The following is a 23,597-nucleotide window of genomic DNA, read 5'->3' on the forward strand; positions in this document are numbered from 1 at the left end:
ACATGCTGAAGCTTTCTTTGGGCCCCTTGCTCTACTACTGGCCGCGCGCCACCGTTTTCGAGTTTTACCAGCAGATCGCCACCACGGCCGTCGATATCGTGTACCTGGGCGAAACCGTCTGCTCGCGCCGGCACGAGGTGCGCCTGGCCGACTGGCTCGATATCGCCGACATGCTGGCCGCCGCCGGCAAGGAAGTGGTGTTGTCGACGCAGGCGCTGATCGAGGCGGGTGCTGAACTGGCGACCCTGCGCCGCATCACGGGCAATGGCCGCTACGGCGTCGAGGCCAACGACATGGGCGCTGTGCACTGCATGGAAAAGGGCACGCCCTTCGTCGCCGGTCCCCATCTGAACCTGTTCAATGGCCCCAGCCTGCAATTGCTGGCGCGCCTCGGGGCGCGGCGCTGGGTGATGCCGCTGGAAATGGGACAGACGGCGCTGGCCGAGATGCAGCGCCAGAAACCGGAAGGGCTGGAGACGGAGGTATTCGCCTACGGCCGCATGCCGCTGGCGTTTTCCGCGCGCTGCTTCACGGCGCGCAACCGCAACCTGCCGAAGGACGATTGCGGCTACAGCTGCCTGGAAGAGCCGGACGGCCTGCTGCTGCGCACGCGCGACGAAGTGCCGTTCCTCGTGTTGAATGGCACGCAGACGCAGTCGGCGCTCGTCTACAACCTGGTGCGCGAACTCGACGCCATGCGCGACATGGGCGTGTCGGTGGCGCGCATCAGCCCGCAAGCCATGCACACGGAACAAGTCATCGCCATCTTCGACCGCGCGCGCCGCGGCCAGGTCAGCGGCATCGGCGCCCAGGCCCAGCTGGCCGCTTGCCAGCCGGCCGGCGCCTGCGACGGCTACTGGCACGGCCAGCCTGGCATGGAACAGCACCAGCACGCCGCCCATTGAACGCATCGAAAGGAAGCACCATGCAAGATCAACTGGAAAGATTGCCCGTCCCGGCCAAGCCTCCCATGAGCAAGCCCGCCGCGTCATACCGGCTGCCCGAACCGCTGGCCGAATTGCTGTCCAAGCTGCCGCCGTATCCCGCCTCCTGGCTGTTCGTGCAAGGCTTGAACCGCCTGCTGGCGCCGCAATTGCCCGACGACGTGCGAAGCAGCCTGGAAGGGCGCAGCCTGCGCTTGCGGCTGCTGGACGCGGGCATCGCCTTCGATTTCGAGTGGCAGGGAACGGTGTTTGTGGCCGAGCGCTATGTGGACGTGCCGGACCTGTGCATCGCCGCCAGCGTGCATGACTTGATGCTGCTGGCGCGGCGCCAGGAAGATCCGGACACGCTGTTCTTCAGCCGCCGTTTGAGCCTGGAAGGTGATACGGAGCTGGGCTTGCTGTTCAAGAATACGCTCGATGCCATCGAGTTGCCGCCGTTCGACCTGCAGGCGCTGGGACCGCGCCGGGTGCTGGCGCATCTGCGCGACCGGGGCGCGCGGGGAGGGTAGGCGGAGAGCTGGCGGTGCGCAGTGGCGGCACTCAATGGCGGCAGTGGCCGCAGGCGCCGCTGCACGAGGCCAGCTGTACTTCATCCGTTGCTTCGCCCATGAAGCCGGCGTCGTTGACGGCGGCCAGCAGGCGTTCCTGCGTGGCCAGGCGTTCGTCGAATTGCACCGTGGCGCCGTGGCGCGCCAGCGAGACGCAGACGGTGGCCACGCCCGTGACGGCTTCGAGCGCGCCCGTCAGCCTGTCGGCGCAGCCTTCATGATCCATTCCAATAATATTCAAGCGCGCTGTCTGCATGGGTTCCTCTTGTTTTTCAGATAAAAAAACAGCGTAGGCGAGGGGCAAGCATGCCGTCCAGAGCCGCACGCAAGATTTATTTTCTATTTGCGGTTTTATTGATCTGGATTAATTCCAACCGCTGCTGGCCAGCCTGAAAGTGCTGTTGTTTTATACACGGTCGCCGTATTCCAGTCGACAAGCGTGCTCTGCTGCGTGATACTGTCATTCTGATAAGTACGCTGATGAAAGCGCTGGAAAGGAGGGCCCATGCAGCGCCGCCCCCTGCTCAAGCTTGCCGCCCTGTGGCCGTTGGGCGCTGCCGCCGCCGGCAAGTCGTCGCCGCTGCCGCTCGTGTATCCGCGCCACCAGGCGATCGATGATCCGCAGCAAGGCTATGTGACGGCCTTGCTGCAACAGGCGCTGGCCCGCTCGGGCCAGGCCTATGTCTTGCGCCGCTCCGAACTGCGCATGGTGCAGACGCGCGCCATGCAGGAAATCGCCACGGCGTCGGGCAGCGTCGACGTCGTCTGGACGATGACGAGCCGCGCGCGCGAGACGCAATTGCTGCCGGTGCGCATCCCCATCGACCGCGGCCTGATCGGCTGGCGAGTGGCCCTGATCCACGCGCGCCAGCCGCAGTTGCTGCGCGATGTGCGCAGCATCGCCGCGCTGGCGCGGCTGTCAGCCGGCCAGATGCGCGACTGGCCCGACTCCGTCATCCTGCAGGCAAATGGCTTGCGCCTCGATACCTCGAGCACCTATGAAGGCCTGTTCCAGCAACTGGCGGCGGGGCGCATCGACTACTTTCCCCGTTCCGTGATCGAGGCGCAAAGCGAGCTGGCCAGCCATGCGCGATTGCCGCTGGCGCTCGATACTCACCTGGTCATTCGCTACCCGGCCGCGCTGTACTTTTTTGTCGGCAAGCACCGGCCGGAACTGGCGCGCCATATTGAAATCGGGCTGGAGAAAATGTTGGCCGATGGCAGTTTCGCGCAGTTGTTCCAGCGCCATTTCGGCCGCTTCGCCGATGGTTTGAAATTGTCCCGGCGCCACGTGCTGGAGCTGGCCAATCCCGACCTGCCCGAAGAGACGCCGCTGGCGCGCAAGGCACTTTGGTATCGTCCAAAAAATTACTAATAGTTTTATTGATCAGTGTCAAACATGCGCTTCAATCGTGCGCATGATGTTTGATGAAACGCAAAGCGAGTTCAACAGAACACCTGTTGACATAAATAGAATCTTCGCCGAACATAATTCCACGTTGCAACACTTTTGCAAACCTTTCCCAGCACAAGCGGTGATACGCAGGTGTCGTGCGGGACCCGTGCGCCCGTTCAACAGCCAGCTGCGGCCAGCCGCCGAACGCTCTGTTCCCTTGTAACCATCCGTTATCTTTTCGAAGGTTTGCCCATGCTCGAGTCGATCACGTCGGTATTGCACCAGGTGCCGGAACTGGCCCTGTTCCTGGCGCTGGCGCTCGGTTATGCGGTAGGGCAGATACGCTTCGGTCCCATCCAGCTGGGCGGCGTGTGCGGCACCCTGATCGCCGCGCTGCTGATCGGCCAGCTGGGCATCACCCTGGACGCCAGCGTCAAGAACGTCTTCTTCATGCTGTTCATCTTTGCCCTCGGCTATGCGGGCGGTCCCCAGTTCTTTGCCAACCTCAACGCCAAGGGCTTGCGCCTGGGCTTGCTGTGCCTGATCGAAGTGGTGGTGGTGCTGGCGCTGGTGCTGCTGGCCACGCGTTTCCTGGGCCTGGACCAGGGCACGGCGGCCGGCATGATGGCGGGCGCGGCGACGGAATCGGCCGTCGTCGGCACGGCCACGGACGCCATCTCGAAACTGGCGCTGCCGGCCGCCCGCATCGCCGAGCTGCAGGCCAACGTGGTCACTGCGTATTCCATCACGTATATCTTCGGCCTGATCGCCATCGTCATCGTCACCAGCCAGATTTTTCCGCTGCTGCTGCGCGTTAACCTGCGCGAGGAAGCCGATAAATTGTGGGAAAAGATGGGCGGTGCGCAGACCGACGGCGACGGCGTGCAGGCGACGCCGGAAATGGTGGGCCGCGCCTACCGCATCAGCCGCGGCGCGGGCCGCCGTCTCGACGCCTTGCAGCATATTTTCGCGGGCCGCGCCAGCATCACGCGCGTGCGCCGGCATGGCAAGGTATTGGCTCTGGAGCCCGCGCTGCGCCTGCGCAATAACGACGAAGTGCTGGTGATCGGCCACCGTCCCGCACTGGTGGCGGCCGAAGCCATCCTGGGCGAGGAATTTGCCGACACTACGGGCTTGAACATGGCGGTTTCCGCCGTCGAAGTGGTGCTGCAGCAAGCCGCGCTCGTCGGCCAGCCCTTGCGCCAGCTGGCCTTGCCTTCGGGCGTGCACGTGGCGGCCGTCGTCCGTGGCGAGCACAGCATGCCGCCGCTGCCCGACCTGGCATTGCAGCGCGACGACGTGCTGCGCCTGTACGGCACGACGGAAGGGCGCGAACTGAACACGGCGCTGGCCGCCATCGGCAAGCGCGTGCCGACGGGCGACCGCAGCAATATCGTCTACGCCAGCATCGGCATCGTCCTGGGCGTGTATATCGGCGGCTTCAGTGCCAAGCTGGGCGGCATTCCGTTTTCGCTGGGCACGGGCGGCGGCGCCTTGCTCACAGGCCTCGTGTTCGGCTGGTACCAGGCGCGCAAACCGGGCATGCCGGGCATCCACCCCAGCGCGCTCGACATGATGAAGGATATCGGCCTGGCCACCTTCATCGCCTGCGTGGGCCTGGCGTCGGGGCCGCAGGCGATCGATCTGATCCGCCAGTACGGCCTGTCGCTGCCGCTGATGGGCGTGCTGATCGCCGTCATCCCCGCTTCGCTGTCGCTGCTGGTGGGCCACTTTTTCCTCAAGCTGGAAGCGCCCGTGCTCTTGGGCGCCATCGCCGGCCAGCAGTGCAGCACGCCGGCCCTGTCCGCCGTGCAGAACGCGGCCGGCAATTCCACGCCCTTGCTGGGCTACACGATTACCTATGCTATCTCGAACGTGGTGCTGCCCCTCTTGGGGCCGCTGATCGTGGCCCTGGCCGGGTCGGTGCACACATGAGCAGCTTGCAAGAGCATAAGCAGTAAAGAATTCCTTCAACATGAAAGGCGGTCCGCATGGAATGGTTGCATGAGTTATTCAAGAAGTCGCCTGAAATTGCCTTGTTTCTCTCCCTGGCAGTGGGTTATTACATCGGCAAGATCAAGTTTGGCTCGTTCCAGCTGGGCGGGGTGGCCGGTTCATTGCTGGTGGCGGTACTCGTCAGCCAGGTAGGCGTCGCTATCGATCCTGGCGTCAAGTCGGTGCTGTTCGCGCTGTTCATTTATGCGGTCGGCTATGAAAGCGGGCCGCAGTTCTTCAATTCCCTGGGGCGCCAGTCCGTGCGCGAAATCATCCTGGCCGTCGTGCTGGCCGTGACGGCGCTGCTGACGGTGGTCATCCTGGCCAAGATGTTCGACCTGGACAAGGGCCTGGCGGCCGGCGTGGCGGCGGGCGGCTTGACGCAGTCGGCCATCATCGGCACGGCCGGCGACGCGATCACCAAGCTGGGCCTGGCGGCCGACGAAGTGGCGCGCTTGCAGGGGAACGTGGCCGTCGGCTATGCCGTCACCTATGTGTTCGGTTCGTTTGGCGCCATCATCGTTTGCGTCAACATCTTGCCAAAGCTCATGGGGCGCACCATCCGCGAAGATGCGATCAAGGCGGAAACGGCGCTGCAGGCGGGCGTGCAAGTGCTGGGGCCGGGCCAGACGCCGGCCGCACCCGACTTGATCGGCCGCATCTACGACGTGGGCCCCGGTGCCGGGCGTTCCGTCGAGGAGATCGAAAGCGCCCATCCGAATACGGCCATTACCATCGAGCGCGTGAAACGCAATGGCCAGATCATCGACGTCAGCCCGGACCTGGTGCTGGCGGCCGACGATATCGTGCTGCTGGTGGGCCGGCGCGAAGCCATGCTCAGCGTCTCTTCCCAGCTGGGCAAGGAATTGCTTGCCGTCGAAGGCATGGAACTGGTGATGCAGCGCCGCGACATGGTGCTGACCAACAAGGCTTACCACAACAAGACGGTGGGCGAGATCCGCAGCGCGACGGCGCCGGGCGTGCGTCACGGCATCTTTGTCGTGCAGCTGAGCCGCATGGGCAAGATCCTGCCGATGCAGGCGGAAACCGTCGTCCAGACGGGCGACGTGGTGACCATCTATGGCGCCGAGCAGGACGTCAAGCGCGTGGCGGCCGAAGTGGGCTACATGATCGTGCCGAGCGCCAAGACGGACTTTGTCTACATGGGCGCCGGCCTCGTCGTCGGCCTGCTCGTGGGCTTGCTGGTGGCGCGCATCGGCTCGATTCCGCTGACCCTGGGCAGCGGCGGCGGCGTTTTGCTGTCGGGCCTGGTATTCGGCTGGTTCCGCGCCAAGCGCCAGACGTTCGGCTATATGCCCAGCGGCGCCGTGCAAATCTTGAAAGACTTGGGCCTGGCCGGCTTCGTTGCCGTCGTCGGCCTCACGTCCGGCCTGCAAGCCGTGCAAACCGTGCGCGAACACGGCCTGACACTGTTCGGCGTCGGCGTGGTGGTGACCATCCTGCCGATGATTTTGACCATGCTGATCGGCCGCTACATCTTGCGTTATGACAACGTGGCCGTGTTTGCGGGCGCCTTGTCCGGCTCGCGCAGCGCCAATCCAGCGTTCGGCGAAGTGCTGAACGCGGCGCAAAACTCGATTCCCACCGTACCGTTTGCCATCACGTATGCCTTGGCCAACGTTTTCCTGACCTTGCTGGGGCCGCTCATCGTGGCCTTCGTCTGAGTCTGCAAGAACCCTGCACATTGTCTGTCTAAAGGAGTAGCAAAAATGGATTTCAGTAACCCAAGCAAACTCGCCCTGTTGAGCCCATTCGAATTGAAGGATGCGCTGATCCAGACGGCCAAGCAAAGCAACCGTTTGATGCTCAATGCGGGCCGCGGCAACCCGAATTTCCTTGCCACCACGCCGCGCCACGGCTTCTTCCAGTTCGGCCAGTTCGCCATGACGGAAGCGGAACGCTCCTATGTCTACATGGACGACGTGGGCGGTTTCCCCACGCGCGACGGCATCGAGGCGCGCTTTGAAATCTTCGTGCGCAAGCATGAAGGCAACCCGGGCGTGCATTTCATCGAAGCGGCCGTGTCGTACGTGCGCGACCAGCTGGGCTTGAGCGCGGGCGACTTCCTCTACGAGATGTGCGAAGCCATCCTCGGCTGCAACTATCCCGTGCCGGACCGCATGCTGCGCCTGTCCGAGAAAATCGTCGGCCAGTATATCCACCGCGAAATGGTGGGCGACCATCCTTTCGTCGGCAACTTCGACATGTACGCCGTCGAAGGCGGCACGGCCGCGATGACGTATCTGTTCGCCAGCCTGAAATCGAACCACATCATCCAGGAAGGCGACACGATCGCGCTGGGCATGCCGATCTTCACGCCGTACATCGAAATTCCACAGCTGAACGATTACAAGCTGAACACCGTGCACATCGATGCGCCGCAATCGAACAACTGGCAATTCACGAAGAAGGAACTGGACAAGCTGCTCGATCCGAAAGTAAAAGCTTTCTTCCTCGTCAACCCCAGCAATCCACCGTCCGTCAAGATCGATGACGACACCCTGGAATACATCGCCAAGATCATCAAGAAGCGCCCGGACCTGATCATTTTGACCGATGACGTGTATGGCACTTTTGCCGACAATTTCGTCTCGCTGTTCGCCATCTGCCCGTTCAACACCATCCTCGTGTATTCGTTCTCGAAATACTTCGGCGCGACGGGCTGGCGCATGGGCGTGGTGGCCACGCATGAAGACAATGTGCTCGACGCCAAGATTGCCAAGTTGCCGGAAACCATCAAGAAGCAGCTCGATGCGCGCTACCACTCGATCACGACGGAGCCGCGCGCGCTGAAATTCATCGACCGCCTGGTGGCCGACAGCCGCACGGTGGCGCTGAACCACACGGCCGGCCTGTCCACGCCCGTGCAGGCGCAGATGACCTTGTTCTCCCTGTTCTCGCTGATGGATGAAGAGCAAAAGTACAAGCAGTCGATGAAGCGCATCGTGCTGCGCCGCAAGGAAGCGCTGTACCGCGAACTGGGCTTGCCGATGGTGCACGACGCCAATTCCGTGCGCTATTACCACTTGCTGGACATGGAATCGCTGGCCGCGCAAATGCATGGCGTGGAGTTTTCGCAGTGGCTGCTGAAAAAACTGAAACCGAACGAAGCGCTGTTCCGCCTGGCCGAGGAAACGGGCGTTATCCTCTTGCCGGGCCGCGGCTTCGGCACCACGCACCCGTCCGGCCGCGTATCGCTGGCCAACCTGAACGAATACGACTACGCCAACATCGGCCGCGCCATCCGCAACATGGCGTCCGAGTTCTTTGCCGTGTTTGAAAAGGAAAAAGAAAAGGGCGGCAAGAAGGCGAAGAAATAATTAGTTTGGTAAAGGCTTGACCGCAACGGGCGCCCCGCAAGAGGCGCCCGTTTTCATGTGCCAGTCCCGGTAACCAATAGTGCAGGCTGGAATGGACATCCGTAGATATAATTGCTATTGTGAAAGTATAAACATGGCAACCCCGTGCTTTCCCCTCATTCATTGACTGGACGCTACATGGGCAGATTGCAAGGACACTTATCATTATTGCTGGCCAGCGCGCTGGGCGCGGCCATGCCCGCCCAGGCGGAACCGCTGACCTTTAACGAAGCGCTGCAGCAAGCGGCCAAGGCTTCGGGCGCCGTGCAGGGCGCCGCGCTCGACGTACGGGCAAAAACACTGAAGGCGGAAGCCTTGTCGAATATCGATGGTCCATCCGTGGACTTGACGGCGTTTCGCGGCCGTTTGTCGACGGACTTGAATATCGATACGAGCGGCCTGGCCGGCGTGGTGGGCGGCATCGAATCCGTGCTGCCGCCGATTCCCGGCTTGCCCACGCCGCACATTCCCAATTCCCTGAACCGCGAAGTGGTGACGGATTTGACGTCGTTCGGCTTGCTGGGCATGTGGCCCATCTACACGGGCGGGCGCCTGGACGCCGTCAAGGGCCTCGCATCGAGCCTGACCCTGGCCGCGCAGGCCGAGCGCACGGAAGCGGAAGAGCAGCTGGCCACCTTGGTGGCGCAGCGCTATTTCCAGTTGCTGCTGTCCAAAAGAGTGGTGGCCGTGCGGGCCGAAGTGACGGCTGGCGTGACGCAGCACCAGCGCGACGCGGCCAGGCTGGAAAAGGGCGGCCTGATTTCGCGCGCGGAACGCCTGCGCGCCGACGTGGCTCTCGACAGCGCCCGCAGCGACGAGGCGCAGGCCCGCAGCGACGAGGAAATCGCCCAGGTGGCGCTCGACCGCTTGCTTGCCGTCAATACACAAGTGCTTCCCAGCACGCCGCTGTTCGTCAACAGCTTGCCGGTCGGCACCTTGCAATCGTTCATCAGCACGGGCATGCGGGAAAACGCGAACTGGAAAAAGATCGACAGCAAGCGCGTGCAGGCCGAGCAAGCGTTGAAGCTGCATGGCAAGGAATACGCGCCCACCGTGTTTGCCATCGGTAACTACAATCTCAATCGCGGTAACGAAAAGCTCGTGCGCTCGAACTGGGCCATTGGCCTCGTCGTGTCCGTGCCGCTCGTGCACCGCATCAATACGGGCAAGATGATCGCCGCCGCCAAGCTCGACCAGGAGCGGGTGGAAGTGGTGGCGCGCCAGGCCGAGCGCGACATTCCCACCCTGATCGAGAAGAACTGGCGCGCGCTGGAAAACGCCCGCATCCAGTATTTGTCAACGGCCTCGTCGGTGGAGCTGGCGCGCGAAAATATCCGCTTGCAAACGGTGGCTTTCCAGCAAGGGCAAGTGACGTCGCTGGAAGTGGTCGACGCGCGCCTGAACCTGGCCAAGGTCGAGACCCAGCGCGCGCAGACGGCCTATAACTATGTGATGGGGCTGGCGCAATTGCTGGAAGCGACGGGCGAGACGCAGCGCCTGGGCAGCCTGGCCGCCGCGGCCGATATCCAATTACCTGTGGACAAATAATAATGAGTACTTCCAAAAAAACCTTGGCCATCGGCGCCGCCGTCATCGTGCTGGCCTTCGTCGGCTGGGGCTTGTACCAGGCATTCCAACCGCAGCGCCTGCCTTTGCAGGGACAGATGGATGCGCAGGAAGTCAATGTCTCGTCTAAAGTGCCGGGCCGGGTGGGCGAGCTGTACGTCAAGCTGGGCCAGACGGTGCCGAAAGGTGAGCTGCTGTTCCAGCTGACGAGTCCGGAAGTGGATGCGAAGATTGCGCAAGCGACGGCCGCCACGCAGGCGGCCGAGGCCGTGGCGCAAAAGGCGCAAGCCGGTGCGCGTCCGGAAGAAGTCGCGGCCGCCAAAGCCAACTGGGAGCGTGCGCAAACGGGGGCGACCATCGCCAAAACGACGTACACCCGCGTCAACAATATGTACGAACAAGGCGTGATCGCCCAGCAGAAACGCGACGAGGCGCAAGCCCAATGGCGCGCCGCCGACCAGCTGGCGCAGGCTGCCCGCGCGCAATATGACATGGCGCAAAAGGGCGCCCGTCCGGAAGACAAGACGGCCGCCGCCGCCCAGGCGCGCCAGGTGGGCGCCGTGTTGACGGAAGCGCAGGTCGCCCTGGCCGAAACGAAGATCGCCGCGCCGGTCGCCGGGCAGGTGAGCAAGATCCAGATACAGCCAGGCGAGCTGGCGCCGCAAGGTTTCCCCGTGATTACCCTGGTGAACCTCGACGACGCCTGGGCCGTGCTGCAAGTGCGCGAAGATGAAATGGCCGCGTTTGCCATGGGCAGCACGCATACGGCCAATGTGCCGGCGTTGAAACAGCAACTGAGTTTCAAGGTCAGCTCCGTGGCCGTGCTGCCGGACTTCGCCACCTGGCGCGCGGCCCGTCCGGGCGGCACGGATTTGCGCACGTTTGAAATCCGCTTGCGTCCCGCCATCAAGGTCGAGGGCTTGCGTCCTGGCATGTCGGTCGTGTTTCCACCGCTCTGATACTAGATGAACGAAGCGGATAAAGAGCCGGTTTCGGCGCTGGCACGCGAGTGGCGGCGCTTGCGCGGCGACTTCTGGGACTTTGGCATGCTCAGCTGGATTCCGGTCGTGCTGTGCGGCATGCTGTGGCTGGTGTTTTCGGCCGGCATCGCGCGCGACTTGCCCATCGTCGTCATCGACAACGATAACTCCACCTTGTCGCGCCAGCTCACGCGTTGGCTCGACGCCTCGCCCGGCATCAAGGTGGCGGCGAAAGTGGCGTCCAGCGACGAAGCCCTGCACCGCTTGCGCGAGCGCACGGCGTTTGGCTACCTGCTGATCCCGAACGATTTCGAGCAGAAATTGCTGGGCGAACGCCAAGCCACCGTGCAATGGCTGTACAACGCGCAATTTTCCTCGCACGCAGGTGCCTTGCTGCGCGACGTGCGCACGGTCAGCACGACCTTGTCGGCCGGCATCGAGATGACGGCGCGCGCGAAAAAAGGCATGTCGGGCGTGCAGGCTGCCGCCCAGTTCGAACCGATACGCACGACCTTGAACAGTTTATACAATGAAAACATCAGCTATGAAGCGTTTCTGACCCTGGCCCTGATGCCGGCCATGCTGCAGATTTTCATCGTCGTCGCCATCGTCACGAGCATAGGACGCGAGTTGCGCGATGGAACGGTGCCGCAATGGCTGGCCTCGGCGGAGGGCAGCTGGCTGCGCGCCATCGGCGCCAAGCTGCTGTTTCCCCTCATCGCCTACTGCGCGCTGGCGCTGCTGTACTTGCTGTTCTTCAGCCTGGCGCGGGGCTGGGCCGTGGCGGGCAGCTTGCCGGCGTTACTACTGAGCATGCTGCTGCTGGTGCTGGCCTATTGCGGCCTGGCCACCTTGCTGATCGCCGCGACATTATCCCTGCGTCTGGCGCTGTCGGGCGCGGCCTTCATCACGGCGCCGGCCTTCGCGTTTGCGGGCCAGGCCTTTCCCCTGATGGCCATGCCGGCGCCGGCCCGCGCTTGGGCGGAAGCCTTGCCGCTCACGCATTATCTGCAGCTGCAAACGAAATACTGGCTGGCCGGCGCGCCGTGGCGTTATGGCGTACAGGAAATGCTGATACTGGCCGGTATCGCCATCGGCTGCGGCGCCGTGGGCATACTCCTGCTGGCGCGCCGCGCGAATACGCCTGCCGCCTGGGGACGCACATGATGTGGAAATCCTTCCTCGCCACCTGGCGCGCCATGCTGACGGACAAGGGCGCGCTGACCTTGCTGTTCATCGGCGGCATCATCTATTCCTTCTTTTATCCGCTGCCATACTCGACGGAAATCGTCCAGCGCGTGCCCGTGGCCGTCGTCGACCAGGACCGCAGCGCCATGTCGCGCCAGCTGACGCGCTTTGCCATGGCCCATCCGTCGCTGGAGGTGATCGCCGTCACGCCGGACCTGCCCGTCGCGCAGGATTTATTGTGGCGCGATGAGGTCATGGGTGTGCTGATCATTCCCGACGGCTTACAGACGGACGTGCTGGCCGGCCGCGCCGCCCACGCGCAAGTGGCGGGCAACGGCTTGTATCTGATGCTCAACAAGGTGGCCCTGAATGGCCTGGCCGAAGTGGTGGGCACGGTGTCGGCCGGTATCGAATTGAAACGTCTGGGGGCGGGCACGCCGTCGGGCATCCAGGCCAATGAGCAGCGCTCGCCCATCGCCTTCGACGCCGTGCCCCTGTTTAACGTCAAGGAAGGCTATGGCGCGTATGTCGTGCCTAGCGTGGCCACCTTGATCGTGCAGCAGACTTTGCTGATCGGCATGACCATGCTGTTCGGCACCTGGTACCAGCGCAAGAGTTTCCCCGTGGCAGGCAAGCGCACGGCGGGCGGATATATGGGCATGCTGCTGGCGTTTGCCTGCGTGGCTTTCCTCAACTGCTGCTATTTCTTCGGCTTTGTCTTCTGGTTCCAGGATTATCCCCGTGGCGGCAACTTCGGCGGCATGCTCTTGCTGCTGGTGCTGTTCTCGCTGGCGGAAGCGGCGTTCGGCATGCTGCTGGGCATGCTGTTCCGCACGCGCGAACGGGGCACGCAGCTGATGATCGCCACCTCGATGCCCGTGCTGTTCCTGGCGGGCCTGACCTGGCCCGTGTCTTCCATGCCCGTCGTGCTGCAATGGCTGCGCTGGCTGCTGCCATCGACGGCCGGCATCCAGGGCTTTGTCGCGCTGAACCAGATGGGGGCCTCGGTGTATGAAATCCGCCATGAAGTGGCGGGCTTGCTGGCCCTACTGGTAGCCTGCGTGGCGCTGGGCTGGTGGCGCTGGCGCGCCGAGGCGCCAGCGACCATCGTCCAGCAAGGATGAGCATGAAACCAGGGAAAGAGCTGGAGCCCCAACTGCCGCATCGTTAGCGACGGGATCCATCAAGCTTTCTGCAATGCCGCCAGCAGCAGCTGGCAAAAACCGTCACGCACGGGGTCGGGCAGGTTGTCATTGGCCCGCAGCAGGCTGTCGACGCGGGGCAGCGGTGCCAGCCGTTCCAGTGCCGCGTGCCGGTGCACGCCCTGGCCCAGCTTGCGTTCATTGACCACAGCCATGCCCAGGCCGGCGGCAACGGCGGTCAGCATGCCCGCCACCGATGGGCATTCCAGGCCCACGCTCCAGGCCATGCCGGCCTGGCCCAGCTTTTCCTCGGCCAGCCGGCGGTAAAAGCAGTGTGGCCCGTAGGTGATCAGCTTGACGGTCTCTCCCGGCAAAGCCTGCTCTGCCGTGGCTGCGCACCAATGCAGCGTTTCTGTCCATAACAGCGTGTCGCCCGGCGCCGCCTTGCCGGCAAAATCCTGGTGCAAAATCACATCGAGCACGCCGTCGGCAAAGCGTTCGCGCAATACCTGGCTTTGCTCCACCACCAGCTGCACATCGACCTTGGGGTGGTGATGCGAGAACTGCGACAGCACCGCGCACACGTCGGCCAATGAAATCTGCTCCGTCACGCCGATGCGCAGCCGGCCTTGCATCGCCGATGGCGAAAAATGGGCGACGGCGTCATCGTGGGCGTCGAGTATGTTGAGCGCATGCCGCAGCAGCACGGCTCCCTGGTCGGTCGTGCCAAACAGCCCGCCGCTGCGCGCCAGCAGCTGGCAATCGAGCTGCTGCTCCAGCCGCTTGATTTTCCAGCTGACGGCCGACTGGCTCAGATGGAGCAAGCTGGCGGCCTGGCTCATGCTGCCGGTTTGTACCACTGCCCTGAATACACGCAGGGCGTCGACGGATAGGCGTAAATTCATGGGTTATGACAAAAGTTGGATTGAAAGTAAAAAGAATGTCACTGGTGTCATGTTCAGTCTAGCCTTAGCCTGCAGGTTCTGCAAACAAAAGGACATCTGATGAGGAGTCAAGAACCGCTGTTGAATGACCATGCCCTGATCCACGGCCAGCGTATCGCCACCGGCATCCATGGTGCAGGCACGCCGCTGGTGCTGGTACATGGCACGCCGGCGCACAGCATTATCTGGCGCGAACTGGTGCCGCTGTTCGTCGATGCCGGTTTCCACGTGCACCTGTATGACTTGCTGGGCTTCGGACGATCCGAGCGGCCCGTCGAAGCCGACACCTCGGTAGCGGCGCAGGTGACCTTGCTGGCGGCCTTGCTCGACCACTGGCAATTGCCGACCACCCATTTGTTTGGCCACGATATCGGCGGCGCCATTGCGCTGCGCCTGGCGTTCGACCATGCGGCGCGCCTGCGCAGCTTGAGCATCGCCGACGCGCCCAGCTACGATTCCTGGCCATCGCCCACCTGGAAGCATCTGCGCGACGACTTCGCCCGGTGTGCTTTGATGCCGGCCAGCGAGCATCGCGCCACGATGGCGCGCCAGCTGGGCATGGCCGTTTTTCACAAGGACACGATGCAGGGCGAGCTTTTGCGGTGTTACCTGGAGCCGCTGTGCGGCGTGGTGGGGCAGCCCTCGTTTTACCAGCACCAGGTGGCGCACTATAACGCCTGCTATACGATGGACTTTACCGAAAAACTGCCGCAGTTGACCTTGCCGGTACAGGTCTTATGGGGCCGGCAGGACGAGTGGCAGCCGGTCACTTATGGCCATCGCCTGCAGCACGATATTCCCGGCGCCACCTTGCACCTGTTTGACGAGGCCGGGCACTTCCTGATGGAGGATGCGCCAGCGGCCGTCGCGGCACAAGTGATCGCGTTTATTCATCAGATGGAGAGGAGGGGACCATGATATTGATCGGAATGCTCGATTCGCCTTACGTCAGGCGCGTTGCCATTGGCATGAAAGTGCTGGGTCTGGAATATGAACACCGGCCCCTGTCGGTGTTTTCCGATTTCGACCAGGTACAAGCGATCAATCCTGCCGTCAAAGTGCCGACCCTGGTCACCAGCGACGGCCAGGTGCTGATGGACTCGACCCTGATCCTCGCATATCTGGAGGCGCTGGCCCAGCATGCTCCCCGCATCAGGCCGGAGCCTGCACGCCTGCGCGCGCTGTGCCAGACCAGCTATGCTTTGGCGGCCTGCGACAAGGCCGTGCAGATCGTCTATGAGCGGCGCTTGCGCCCGCAGGAAAAACAGCACCAGCCCTGGCTGGACCGGATCCAGCTGCAATTGCATGGGGCCTGGCGGCAGCTGGAAGCGTCACTGCGCGAAGAGGCGCCGGACTGCCTGAGTATGGCCGGCATCACCATTGCGGTGGTCTGGAGTTTTGCTCAGCAGATGGTGCCCGACGTGATGGCGGCCGGCGACTATCCGGCCGTGGCCGCGCTGACGGCGCTGGCCGAGCGGCAGCCGGTGTTTCTGGCTACGCCGATGGCGGGCTAATCTGCTTTCATCCGAACCGGTCATTGCAGGCGGCTTGTGCAATAATTTCATTTCCTTAACGGAAGAGTATTGTCATGCCGTCTTTTAATCTGTTCCAGCGCCTGTCCCAGGCCCCCACCAAACCCAAGTCCGCGCCCGTTGCGCGGCAGTTCGACGTGGCCGATCTGTACCAGGGACCAATCGCGCTGGGAGCGGAAGGCGAGGCGCAGGCGCGGCCTTTCGATGAAAAGCTGCGCCAGGCCTACTTCTGGATCGTCAACCACGCCATCATCAGTCCCCATTACGATATCGAATACAACGATGGCCCGTCGCAGACGTATTCCGTGGGCGACAGCCGGCGCACCCTGAATCTGCCGTCGGCGCAAAGCTATTCCAGTTTCATTTTGCTGCCGCTGCTGACGTTCGCCACGCGCCGCAAATGCCTGTTCGTCGGCGGGCCGGGGCGGGGCAAGACGGCCAGCGCCTTGCTGATGGGCGTGCTGGCCGGCTCCACCGTCAAGGAAGTCAAACGCGCCATGCAGCATGGCCACCCGCAGATGACGGTGGCCGACTTGCTCGGCAATCCGCTGCCCGCCGATTTGGTCAACGCGCAAAGCATGGACGATATCCGCATCGCCTGGCGCGCCTGGCTGGGCATGCGCGTGAAAATCGTCGATGAATACAACCGCATCCCCACGCGCACGCAAAGCGCGCTGCTCACCGTCATGGGCGACAATTATGCGGAAGTGCTGAACCATATTTACGAATGTCCAGAGGCTGCCTGGTATCTGACGGCCAACGACGACCAGGGCGGCGGCACCTACCAGGTGATCGAGGCGCTGCGCGACCGGGTCGACGTGACGGTGCAGGCGCTCGCCTTCAATCCCCGCTTTTTAAATGAACTGCTGCTGCGCGTGGAAGAAAACGTGCGCCCCGAAGAGCTGGTGCCGCCCGATATCATCTTCACGGAATCGGAAGTGGACCAGATCGGCGAAGCGATCCGCCAGGTGGATATCCCCGACGCCGTGCGCCGGCGCCTGGAATTCTTCGCCAGCCAGTTCGAGCTGTTCGAGACGGCCGGCGGCCAGTTCGAATACATGACCAAGGACACGGCTCGCCTGGCCGGCGCCGACCGGGGGCAGGCGCAGGCGGCCGACAATGGGCGTGACCGCCTGAAAGACCTGGGCTGCCAGACCTTGAACGGCATCTCCGTGCGCACCCTGATGGCGCTGATGATCTACGCCAAGGCCATGGCGTATTTCCGCGGCAATGGCGAGGTGGAGCTGGAAGACTTGCGCCAGGTGCTGCCATTCGTCCTGCATAACAAGCTGCAGCCGGACCCGGACGCGCCATTTTTCGCGCTGCCGGAAAACGCCGCCTACCGCAGCGACAGACTGGGCTGGCTGCGCCGTTTGTTCGACCTGTCGAACGATGAATTCAACCGCCTGGACCTGGACCGCGACGATCCTGTCGGCGTGCTGTCGGCCGAATTCGACCTGGGCCTCGATGGCGTCAGCGAACGCGAAACCCTGGCGCGTTTGAACCGCATCGAAAAGCTGATCGCTGAACGCACGAAGGGGAGAAAACTGTATGGTCCTCTGTACGACGACCTGTTGAAGCTCAAATACCTGCACCAGCGCTATACGAACTACCGCAGCTGGCTGCGTTCGCAATGAGCGTCCTGCGTTGTCAAGGCTTCCTGGAAGCGCTGGCCCTGCTCAATGGCGAAGCGAGCGACCTGTGCGCCAGCTACGAGTTGCAGCGCCTGCCCGATGCGCCCGATCTCGCCACGGCGCTGGGTTTGCGCGTGGAAGATTATGCCTTGCACGTCATCGCCCCCGCGCACGACTTGCCGGCCGACCTGTGGCATATCCATACGGTGCCGTGCGGGCGCGCGCAGCTGGAGCAGGTGTGCCAGCGCTGGTTTTTCTCGTCGCGGCACATGCAGGCGGCGCCACCGGGGCGCTTCCGCGCGCAGCTGGTGGCCTCCTTCATGGAATCGATCGACGACGCGCTCGGTGGATTTTCCCTGCACGCCGTGACGATGACGCCACCAATGTGGTACGCGATCCACTGGGACGAGATCGCGTTCGAGCGCGATGGCGAACGCTATCTGCTGCACTTTTCGCATAGCGACTGACGGGCCGCGATGATTTCTCCTGCTTTTGCCTCGATACTCGCCAGCGGCCGCGCCCAGTTCAATGCACGCGCAGCGGAAGCGCGCCGGCGCTTTCCCTCGCTCGACATGGCCGCCTTTGGCGCCTTCTTGCACGATGGCGTCGATCCGCTGGTGCTGGCCGTGGCCGCCGCTGCGCCCGAGCGCGTGGGCGGCGCCACCCTGGCCGCCTATGACATGGCACTGGAACTGGTGGGCCACGGCCTGGCCGGCCCGGCGGCGAAAAACCCGTTCTTGAATACCGTGTGGTGCGAACTGGCGCCGCTGTTTGCTCCGCTGCTGGCGACGGCCCCCGTCGACGTGCTGGGCATGCTCAGCAACGCCGCCATCCACCTGGGGAGCGTGCCCGGAGCGCGGCCCGCGCAATGGCAGCGCGAGCTGGCTGCGGTGGCGCCGCAAGTCGGCAGCGTCGCGCAGCTGCGCGCCGTGGGCCAGGTGCTGGCATGGCGCGCCGGCGTCGCGCATTTCCGCCAGGGCGCGCTGGCCGCCGCCGATACCTTGCCGCCCGCGCTGGCGCTGGCCGCGTTTGACGAGCCGAGTGCGCAATGGCCGCAGGTGCGGGCGCAGTTGCTGGACTATCCCTGGCGCGGCAACGCCGAGGGCAGGGAGTTCGGCAGCTTCAGCGGCCTCGGTGGCGACTTCGGCACGCCGCCGCAGGTGCGCGCAACAAACGACGGTTTTGTCGTGCGCAGCGCCGAGCGCCACTACCTGCTGGTGGCCGATGCCTATGGCGCCGTGCTGCACAGCGCCACGGCGCAGGAGTTTGAGCAGGCCAATACCGGCATGCCATCGTCCGTGCGCCTCGATGGGACGACCGTGCATATCGGCGCGCGCAGCATCGCGCTCGACCTGCCTGCCGGTGACATCGCCATCGCCGCGAATGCGCATACGCTGGCCATCACGTCGCCGTGGTCGCACGCGATCCGCCTGCTGCCGCTCGCATGAAGACGACCGCCGACACCGCGCTGATCGACGCCTGGCGCGCCGCCTGGCCCGAGGCCCTGGCCGTGTGGAGCAAATTTACGCGCTTGCGCGACCCGAACCTGTGCGCCAGCCGCGTCGAAGCCAGCAAGCAGGGCTTGTCCGGCAGTTTCGCCATGATCCGCTTGCTGGACCAGAGCGTGGTGGTGGACTTGCCGCTGGTGACGGAGCTGGGCCTGAACGACTATGCGCTGGAAGTGCTCGCCCATGAAATCGGCCACCACATCCTCGCGCCGGGCAGCGCCAGTGACCAGTTCCGCCTGCTGGCCCGCATGCGCCGCGCCTTGCCCACCCTGGAGCAGCACGCGCCCATGGTGGCCAATCTGTACACGGACCTGTTCATCAACGATCGCCTGCAGCGCCAGGCGAACCTGCGCATGGCCGACATCTACCGCAAGCTGCAGCAGGGACGCGCGGCGGATGCGGACGCAAAAAGCAGCGGCGGCGTGTGGACCCTGTACATGCGCATCTACGAAAACTTGTGGCAGCTGGAAAAGGGCGAGCTCGGTGGCGGCCAGGCTGACGAGCGGCTGGACACGGACGCCTGGCTCGGCGCGCGCCTGATACGCGTGTATGCGAACGACTGGATGCTGGCGGCGGGCCGCTTCGCCACCTTGCTGCTGCCTTACCTGGTGGAAGACACGGACGCTCTGAGCCCGAGCCGCTATCTGCTCGACACGCGCGATGCAGCCCGTGGCTGCCAGACGTATGGCGCGCAGCAGATCGAGGATGACGAGGAGGACGGTGCCATCCATCCCGTGCACGACAAGCGCATCTCGGGCCTCGATGGGGATGAGCCGCCTGCCGAGCCGGCGGCCAGGCAGGGCGGCGGCCAGCTGCGCGAACCGTTCGAGCTGGGCGACATTCTAAAGGCGTCGGGCGTGGACCTGAGCGACCATGAAATCGCCATCCGCTATTACCGCGAGCGGGCCTTGCCGCACCTGGTGGCGTTCCCCAGCCGCCCCGCGCCCGAATCGCAGGAACCGCAGATGGAAGGGCTGGAACCGTGGGAAATCGGTGACCCGCTCGAAGACATCGACTGGCTGCAATCGGTGATGCAGTCGCCGCGCCCCGTGCCGGGCGTGACCACCGTGCGCCGCGTGTATGGCCGCGAACCGGCGCGCGCCATCGACGCCGTGCCCGTCGACCTCGATATGTACGTGGACAGTTCCGGTTCCATGCCGAACCCGCAGGCGCATACCTCGTTTTTGACCCTGGCTGGCGCCGTCATCGCGCTATCGGCCTTGCGCGCCGGCGCGAAAGTGCAGGTGACCCTGTGGAGCGGCAAGAACGAGGTGATGCAAACGCCGGGTTTCGTGCGCGATGAAGACATGATCCTGGGCGTGCTGACGGAGTTTTTCGGCGGCGGCACATGCTTCCCCATCCACCGCCTGCGCCAGACTTATGCGGCCAAACGGGAACGGCCCGCGCACATTTTGATGATTTCCGACGATGGCATCACCACCATGTTCGACAACGATGAACTGGGCAACAGCGGCTGGGATATTTCCGCCAAGGCGCTGGCGCAGGGGGGCGCGGGCGGCACCATGGCCCTGAACCTGGAGCGCGAATGGGAGGGCGCGGCGGCTAACAAGTGGCTGCAGAAAACCTATGACGACTTGAAGCGCGCGCGCCGCGAGCAGGGCTGGGATATCCACGCCGTCGAGCGCTACGAGGACTTGCTGGACTTTGCGCGGGCGTTCAGCCGGCGCCACTATGTTTAAATCCGGGGTCAGACCCGCCGGGTCTGACCCCAGCCTTTGCTTTTTGGGCTAAATTTGCGCATCACTGTATTAAGAAAAGGCCCATGAATATCTCTGGTCCCCACCTCGAAACCCTGACCCACCGCCTGGCCGACACGCCCGTCGAATTCCTCGCCGAGCCGCGCATTGCCGGCGTCGCCAATGCGCAGGCCGTGGCCGTGGCCGCGCTGGTCAACGACATTTTGCTGCTGCATGGCGCCCGTGCGCCCGCCGCGTCCTTGCAGGGGTTTATCGGCGCGCAAGTGAAGGCGGACCGCAACCGGCTGGCGCTGGCCATGATCGTGTGCTGGCTGCTGGCCGACGACTGGTTCACCGGCCAGCAGTTGCCGCAGCCAGCCTTGCTGCAAGTGCTGGGCGAGGCGGCGCGTGAACTGGCCGCCGCCACGCCGGCCCACCAGTTCACGCAGGATCCCGAGCGGCGCGAGGAACTGGCGCGCATCGTGCTGGCGCGCCTGGGTTTTCGGCCGCGCGACGAAAGTGTGGCGCAGGCGACGGACAGATTGTCCGCCATCAGCGGCACGGAACGCCGCCGCCTGCTCGAAGCGAGCCGGTTGGCCGAGCAGCGCGCGCGCGAAATCCGCGAGGCGCTGGCGAAGAAGGCGGCCGAGGAATCGGCCGACAAGTGGTCGCGCGAATGACGCTCGCTGGCAAACCTGACGTCAACCTGCCTGGCGGCGCCTGGGAATCGGACCGCGACTACTGCCCCACCCTGACGCCAGCGGGCGCGCGCATGCTCGCGCATATGCGCAGCCATCCTAGCGCGCCCCAGTACCGCAACCGCAGCGGCAACAAGCTGCTGGCAGCGGAGGTCGAATCACTGCGCGCCTACGAGCGGGAGGTCATGGATGCGGTAGTCGCTTGGGGCGCCGATGCGCCGCCGCCCTGGCTGGCGGATTTTCTCGGGACGGTCTACGCCACGGTGCCCCATTACCGCGCCTGCGGCTCGCCACCCGCGCGCCTTGCGGACGTGGCGCCCATCAGCCGCGCCGAGCTGGCGCACGACATCGCCGCCTTCGTGCCCGACGATGCGGACCTGGCGCGCATGATCAACTTCCAGACGACGGGCACCACGGGCCATCCGCTGCTGATCGCTTCGCACCCGCTGGTGGCGGGCCGTTACCTGGCCTTCCACAAGCGCGCGCTACGCCGCTTCGGCGTGACCCTGCGCCATGGAGCGGGACAGGTGGGCGTGATGCTGCTGGGGCACCAGCGCAGCTGCTTCACCTATGTCTCCGTCACGCCGACGATGAACGAATCGGGCCTGGCGAAGATCAACCTGCACGTGGACGACTGGCGCGACCCGGACGACCGCGCGCGCTACCTCGACGCCATGGCGCCGGAGCTGATCGCGGGCGACCCCATCTCGTTTGCCGAACTGCTGGCCTTGCCCATGGCGCACAAGCCGGCCGCGCTGATGTCCGTGTCGATGATGTTGTTGCCCGGCATGCGCGCGCGCCTGGAAGCGGCATTCGGTTGCCCCGTGCTCGATATTTATTCGCTCAATGAAGTGGGACCCGTCGCCGTCTACGACGAACAGGCGGGCGGCCACGTGCTGCTGCAGCACCGGCTGTACGTGGAAATCCTCGATGGCGCGGGCCTGCCCGTGCCCGAGGGCGCGCGCGGCGAAATCACGGTGACGGGAGGCTTCAATTTCTGCCTGCCCCTCGTGCGCTACCGCACGGGCGATTACGCTTCGCTGGCGCACGGCCCGCACGGCCCCGTGCTGGTGGGGCTGGCGGGACGCAGCCCTTTGCGCTATCGCACGGTCAACGGCGAATGGATCAATAATATCGACATCACGCACGCCTTGAAACCGCTGGCCATCGCCCTGTTCGGCGTGCACCAGCATGGCGATGGCGCCATCGCACTGCGCCTGGCGCCGGGCGCCATGCCGCAGGCTGACCGGGCGCGCGCCTTGCTCGCGCCTTTTTTCGGCGCCATCACGGTCGAGACTTTGCTGGCGGAAGACAAGATCATTCAATACACCTCGGATTTGCAGGAAGCGGCAGCATGAACCTTTACAAGCGCGGCCTCGTGGTCGGCAAATTCTGCCCGCTGCACCAGGGCCACGAACTGTTGCTCCATCGTGCGCAAGACGCCAGCGAAGAACTGCTGGTGGTCAGTTACACCAAGCCCGAATTTCCCGGTTGCGAGCCGCCGCGCCGGGAACGCTGGCTGCGCGCGCAGTTCCCCCAGGCGCACATCGTCGTGCTGGACGATGCGCGCCTGGCCGCGCTGTGTGCCGCGCGCGGCGTGCCGGTGCGGACCTTGCCGCACAACGACGACGATGGAGACGCGCATCGCCACTTCATGGGCTGGCTGTGCTGGACGGTGCTGGAGCGGCCCGTCGATGCCGTCTTTACCAGCGAAGAGTATGGCCCCGGCTTTGCGCAGGTACTGGAACGGCACTATGCGAGCGGGCCTGTGGCGCACGTGAGCGTGGATCAGGCGAGAACGTTGGTGCCCGTGTCCGGCACCGTGGCGCGGCAAGATCCACATGCGCACAGCGCCTTCTTGTCACCCATCGTGCGCGCCGATTTTGTCACGCGCGTGTGCGTGCTCGGTGGCGAATCGAGCGGCAAGACCACCTTGTCGGCCGCGCTGGCGGCGCATTTCGAGACGGCCTGGGTGGCCGAGTATGGCCGCGAATTGTGGGAAAGCCAGGATGGCGTGTTGGCCTATGATGATTTACTCAAGATCGGCCGCGAGCAGCTGCGCCGCGAAGCGCAGGCGCTGTTGGCCGCGCGGCGCTGGCTGTTCTGCGATACCTCGCCCATGACCACGTATTTCTACTGCGTCGAGATGTTCGGCAAGGCCGAGCAGGAACTGGCGCAGTTGGCCGAACACGGCTACGACCTGGTGCTGCTGTGCGCCCCCGATTTTCCCTTCATCCAGGACGGCACGCGCCGCGACGAGGATTTCCGTGCGCGCCAGCATGCGTGGTACCAGGCCGAACTGGCGCGGCGGGGCATTGTCTATGTCAATGTGTCAGGCACGGTCGCAGACAGGGTCGGGCAAGTCGCCCAGTTGCTTGCGCGTAGGTCGGATTAGGCCCGAAGGGCCGTAATCCGACATCACCACATACGTCAACAATGTTGTCG

Annotated in this window: 21 protein-coding genes; 19 read left to right on the forward strand and 2 right to left on the reverse strand. The window is 64.2% G+C overall.

The genetic code is table 11. The features are described from left to right. The first annotated feature begins 2 nt into the window (after positions 1-2). Positions 3-905, forward strand: coding sequence for a ubiquinone anaerobic biosynthesis protein UbiV (ubiV, locus tag SKZ59_RS19420; RefSeq protein WP_034757937.1), 903 nt, complete (start codon positions 3-5; stop codon positions 903-905). A 20-nt stretch (positions 906-925) separates the two neighbouring features. Further along, complete coding sequence (gene ubiT / locus SKZ59_RS19425; RefSeq protein ID WP_080698764.1) at positions 926-1,453, forward strand: ubiquinone anaerobic biosynthesis accessory factor UbiT; 528 nt, start codon at positions 926-928, stop codon at positions 1,451-1,453. Positions 1,454-1,484: 31 nt separating this feature from the next. Here the strand turns inward: ubiT and SKZ59_RS19430 are convergent, their stop codons facing one another. Beyond that, the gene (locus SKZ59_RS19430) at positions 1,485-1,748 is read right to left on the reverse strand and encodes a heavy-metal-associated domain-containing protein (protein WP_070304264.1); all 264 of its coding nucleotides are present in this window, start codon (positions 1,746-1,748) and stop codon (positions 1,485-1,487) included. A gap of 249 nt (positions 1,749-1,997) precedes the next feature. On the opposite strand from SKZ59_RS19430, the gene SKZ59_RS19435 reads away from it, so the two are divergent. The 8 genes from SKZ59_RS19435 (at position 1,998) to SKZ59_RS19470 (ending at position 13,121) form a co-directional block, all read left to right on the forward strand. After that, a complete protein-coding gene (locus tag SKZ59_RS19435; RefSeq protein WP_319992672.1) occupies positions 1,998-2,867 on the forward strand; it encodes a transporter substrate-binding domain-containing protein in 870 nt (289 codons plus the stop codon). Positions 2,868-3,140: 273 nt separating this feature from the next. Next, positions 3,141-4,823: an aspartate-alanine antiporter gene (gene aspT, locus SKZ59_RS19440; protein ID WP_319992673.1), complete on the forward strand. Its 1,683-nt coding sequence runs from the start codon at positions 3,141-3,143 to the stop codon at positions 4,821-4,823. A 56-nt stretch (positions 4,824-4,879) separates the two neighbouring features. Next, on the forward strand, positions 4,880-6,568 hold the full coding sequence (gene aspT, locus SKZ59_RS19445; RefSeq protein ID WP_034757016.1) for an aspartate-alanine antiporter: 1,689 nt from the start codon (positions 4,880-4,882) through the stop codon (positions 6,566-6,568). Between the two features lie 45 nt (positions 6,569-6,613). Further along, positions 6,614-8,224, forward strand: a complete 1,611-nt coding sequence (locus SKZ59_RS19450; RefSeq protein WP_070304267.1) for a bifunctional aspartate transaminase/aspartate 4-decarboxylase — start codon at positions 6,614-6,616, stop codon at positions 8,222-8,224. A 177-nt stretch (positions 8,225-8,401) separates the two neighbouring features. Then, positions 8,402-9,811 (forward strand): TolC family protein, encoded by a 1,410-nt coding sequence (locus tag SKZ59_RS19455; RefSeq protein WP_319992674.1) that lies wholly within the window; start codon positions 8,402-8,404, stop codon positions 9,809-9,811. Positions 9,812-9,813: 2 nt separating this feature from the next. Further along, the gene (locus tag SKZ59_RS19460) at positions 9,814-10,788 is read left to right on the forward strand and encodes an HlyD family secretion protein (protein WP_319992675.1); all 975 of its coding nucleotides are present in this window, start codon (positions 9,814-9,816) and stop codon (positions 10,786-10,788) included. 6 nt (positions 10,789-10,794) lie between these two features. Continuing rightward, positions 10,795-11,976: an ABC transporter permease gene (locus tag SKZ59_RS19465; protein WP_319992676.1), complete on the forward strand. Its 1,182-nt coding sequence runs from the start codon at positions 10,795-10,797 to the stop codon at positions 11,974-11,976. Then, a complete protein-coding gene (locus SKZ59_RS19470) occupies positions 11,973-13,121 on the forward strand; it encodes an ABC transporter permease (RefSeq protein ID WP_319992677.1) in 1,149 nt (382 codons plus the stop codon). Before SKZ59_RS19465 ends, SKZ59_RS19470 begins: the two co-directional genes overlap by 4 nt. A 59-nt stretch (positions 13,122-13,180) precedes the next feature. On the opposite strand, the gene SKZ59_RS19475 is transcribed toward SKZ59_RS19470, so the two are convergent. Further along, positions 13,181-14,044, reverse strand: coding sequence for a LysR family transcriptional regulator (locus SKZ59_RS19475; protein ID WP_319992678.1), 864 nt, complete (start codon positions 14,042-14,044; stop codon positions 13,181-13,183). A gap of 99 nt (positions 14,045-14,143) precedes the next feature. On the opposite strand from SKZ59_RS19475, the gene SKZ59_RS19480 reads away from it, so the two are divergent. The 9 genes from SKZ59_RS19480 to SKZ59_RS19520 all read left to right on the forward strand — a co-directional run bounded on the left by SKZ59_RS19480 (position 14,144) and on the right by SKZ59_RS19520 (position 23,547). Further along, complete coding sequence (locus tag SKZ59_RS19480) at positions 14,144-15,001, forward strand: alpha/beta hydrolase (protein ID WP_319992679.1); 858 nt, start codon at positions 14,144-14,146, stop codon at positions 14,999-15,001. After that, on the forward strand, positions 14,998-15,597 hold the full coding sequence (locus SKZ59_RS19485; RefSeq protein WP_319992680.1) for a glutathione S-transferase: 600 nt from the start codon (positions 14,998-15,000) through the stop codon (positions 15,595-15,597). Before SKZ59_RS19480 ends, SKZ59_RS19485 begins: the two co-directional genes overlap by 4 nt. Positions 15,598-15,671: 74 nt before the next feature. Further along, on the forward strand, positions 15,672-17,252 hold the full coding sequence (locus SKZ59_RS19490) for an AAA family ATPase (protein ID WP_319992681.1): 1,581 nt from the start codon (positions 15,672-15,674) through the stop codon (positions 17,250-17,252). After that, positions 17,249-17,716 carry a hypothetical protein gene (locus tag SKZ59_RS19495; protein ID WP_319992682.1) on the forward strand — a complete coding sequence of 156 codons (468 nt, stop codon included), beginning with the start codon at positions 17,249-17,251 and terminating at the stop codon, positions 17,714-17,716. The genes SKZ59_RS19490 and SKZ59_RS19495 overlap by 4 nt, the downstream gene beginning before the upstream one ends. Before the next feature lie 9 nt (positions 17,717-17,725). Beyond that, complete coding sequence (locus SKZ59_RS19500) at positions 17,726-18,697, forward strand: hypothetical protein (protein ID WP_319992683.1); 972 nt, start codon at positions 17,726-17,728, stop codon at positions 18,695-18,697. Further along, entirely contained in the window at positions 18,694-20,457 is a 1,764-nt protein-coding gene (locus SKZ59_RS19505; RefSeq protein WP_319992684.1) for a VWA domain-containing protein, read from the forward strand. Before SKZ59_RS19500 ends, SKZ59_RS19505 begins: the two co-directional genes overlap by 4 nt. 83 nt (positions 20,458-20,540) lie before the next feature. Then, positions 20,541-21,134 (forward strand): hypothetical protein, encoded by a 594-nt coding sequence (locus SKZ59_RS19510; RefSeq protein WP_070304279.1) that lies wholly within the window; start codon positions 20,541-20,543, stop codon positions 21,132-21,134. Beyond that, a complete protein-coding gene (locus tag SKZ59_RS19515; RefSeq protein WP_319992685.1) occupies positions 21,131-22,510 on the forward strand; it encodes a capsule biosynthesis protein CapK in 1,380 nt (459 codons plus the stop codon). Before SKZ59_RS19510 ends, SKZ59_RS19515 begins: the two co-directional genes overlap by 4 nt. Then, positions 22,507-23,547, forward strand: a complete 1,041-nt coding sequence (locus SKZ59_RS19520; RefSeq protein ID WP_319992686.1) for an AAA family ATPase — start codon at positions 22,507-22,509, stop codon at positions 23,545-23,547. The genes SKZ59_RS19515 and SKZ59_RS19520 overlap by 4 nt, the downstream gene beginning before the upstream one ends. The last annotated feature ends 50 nt before the right edge of the window (positions 23,548-23,597 follow it).

The sequence above is a fragment of the Janthinobacterium sp. GMG2 genome, from assembly GCF_033949445.1.
In the GTDB taxonomy this organism is placed as follows: domain Bacteria; phylum Pseudomonadota; class Gammaproteobacteria; order Burkholderiales; family Burkholderiaceae_D; genus Janthinobacterium; species Janthinobacterium aestuarii.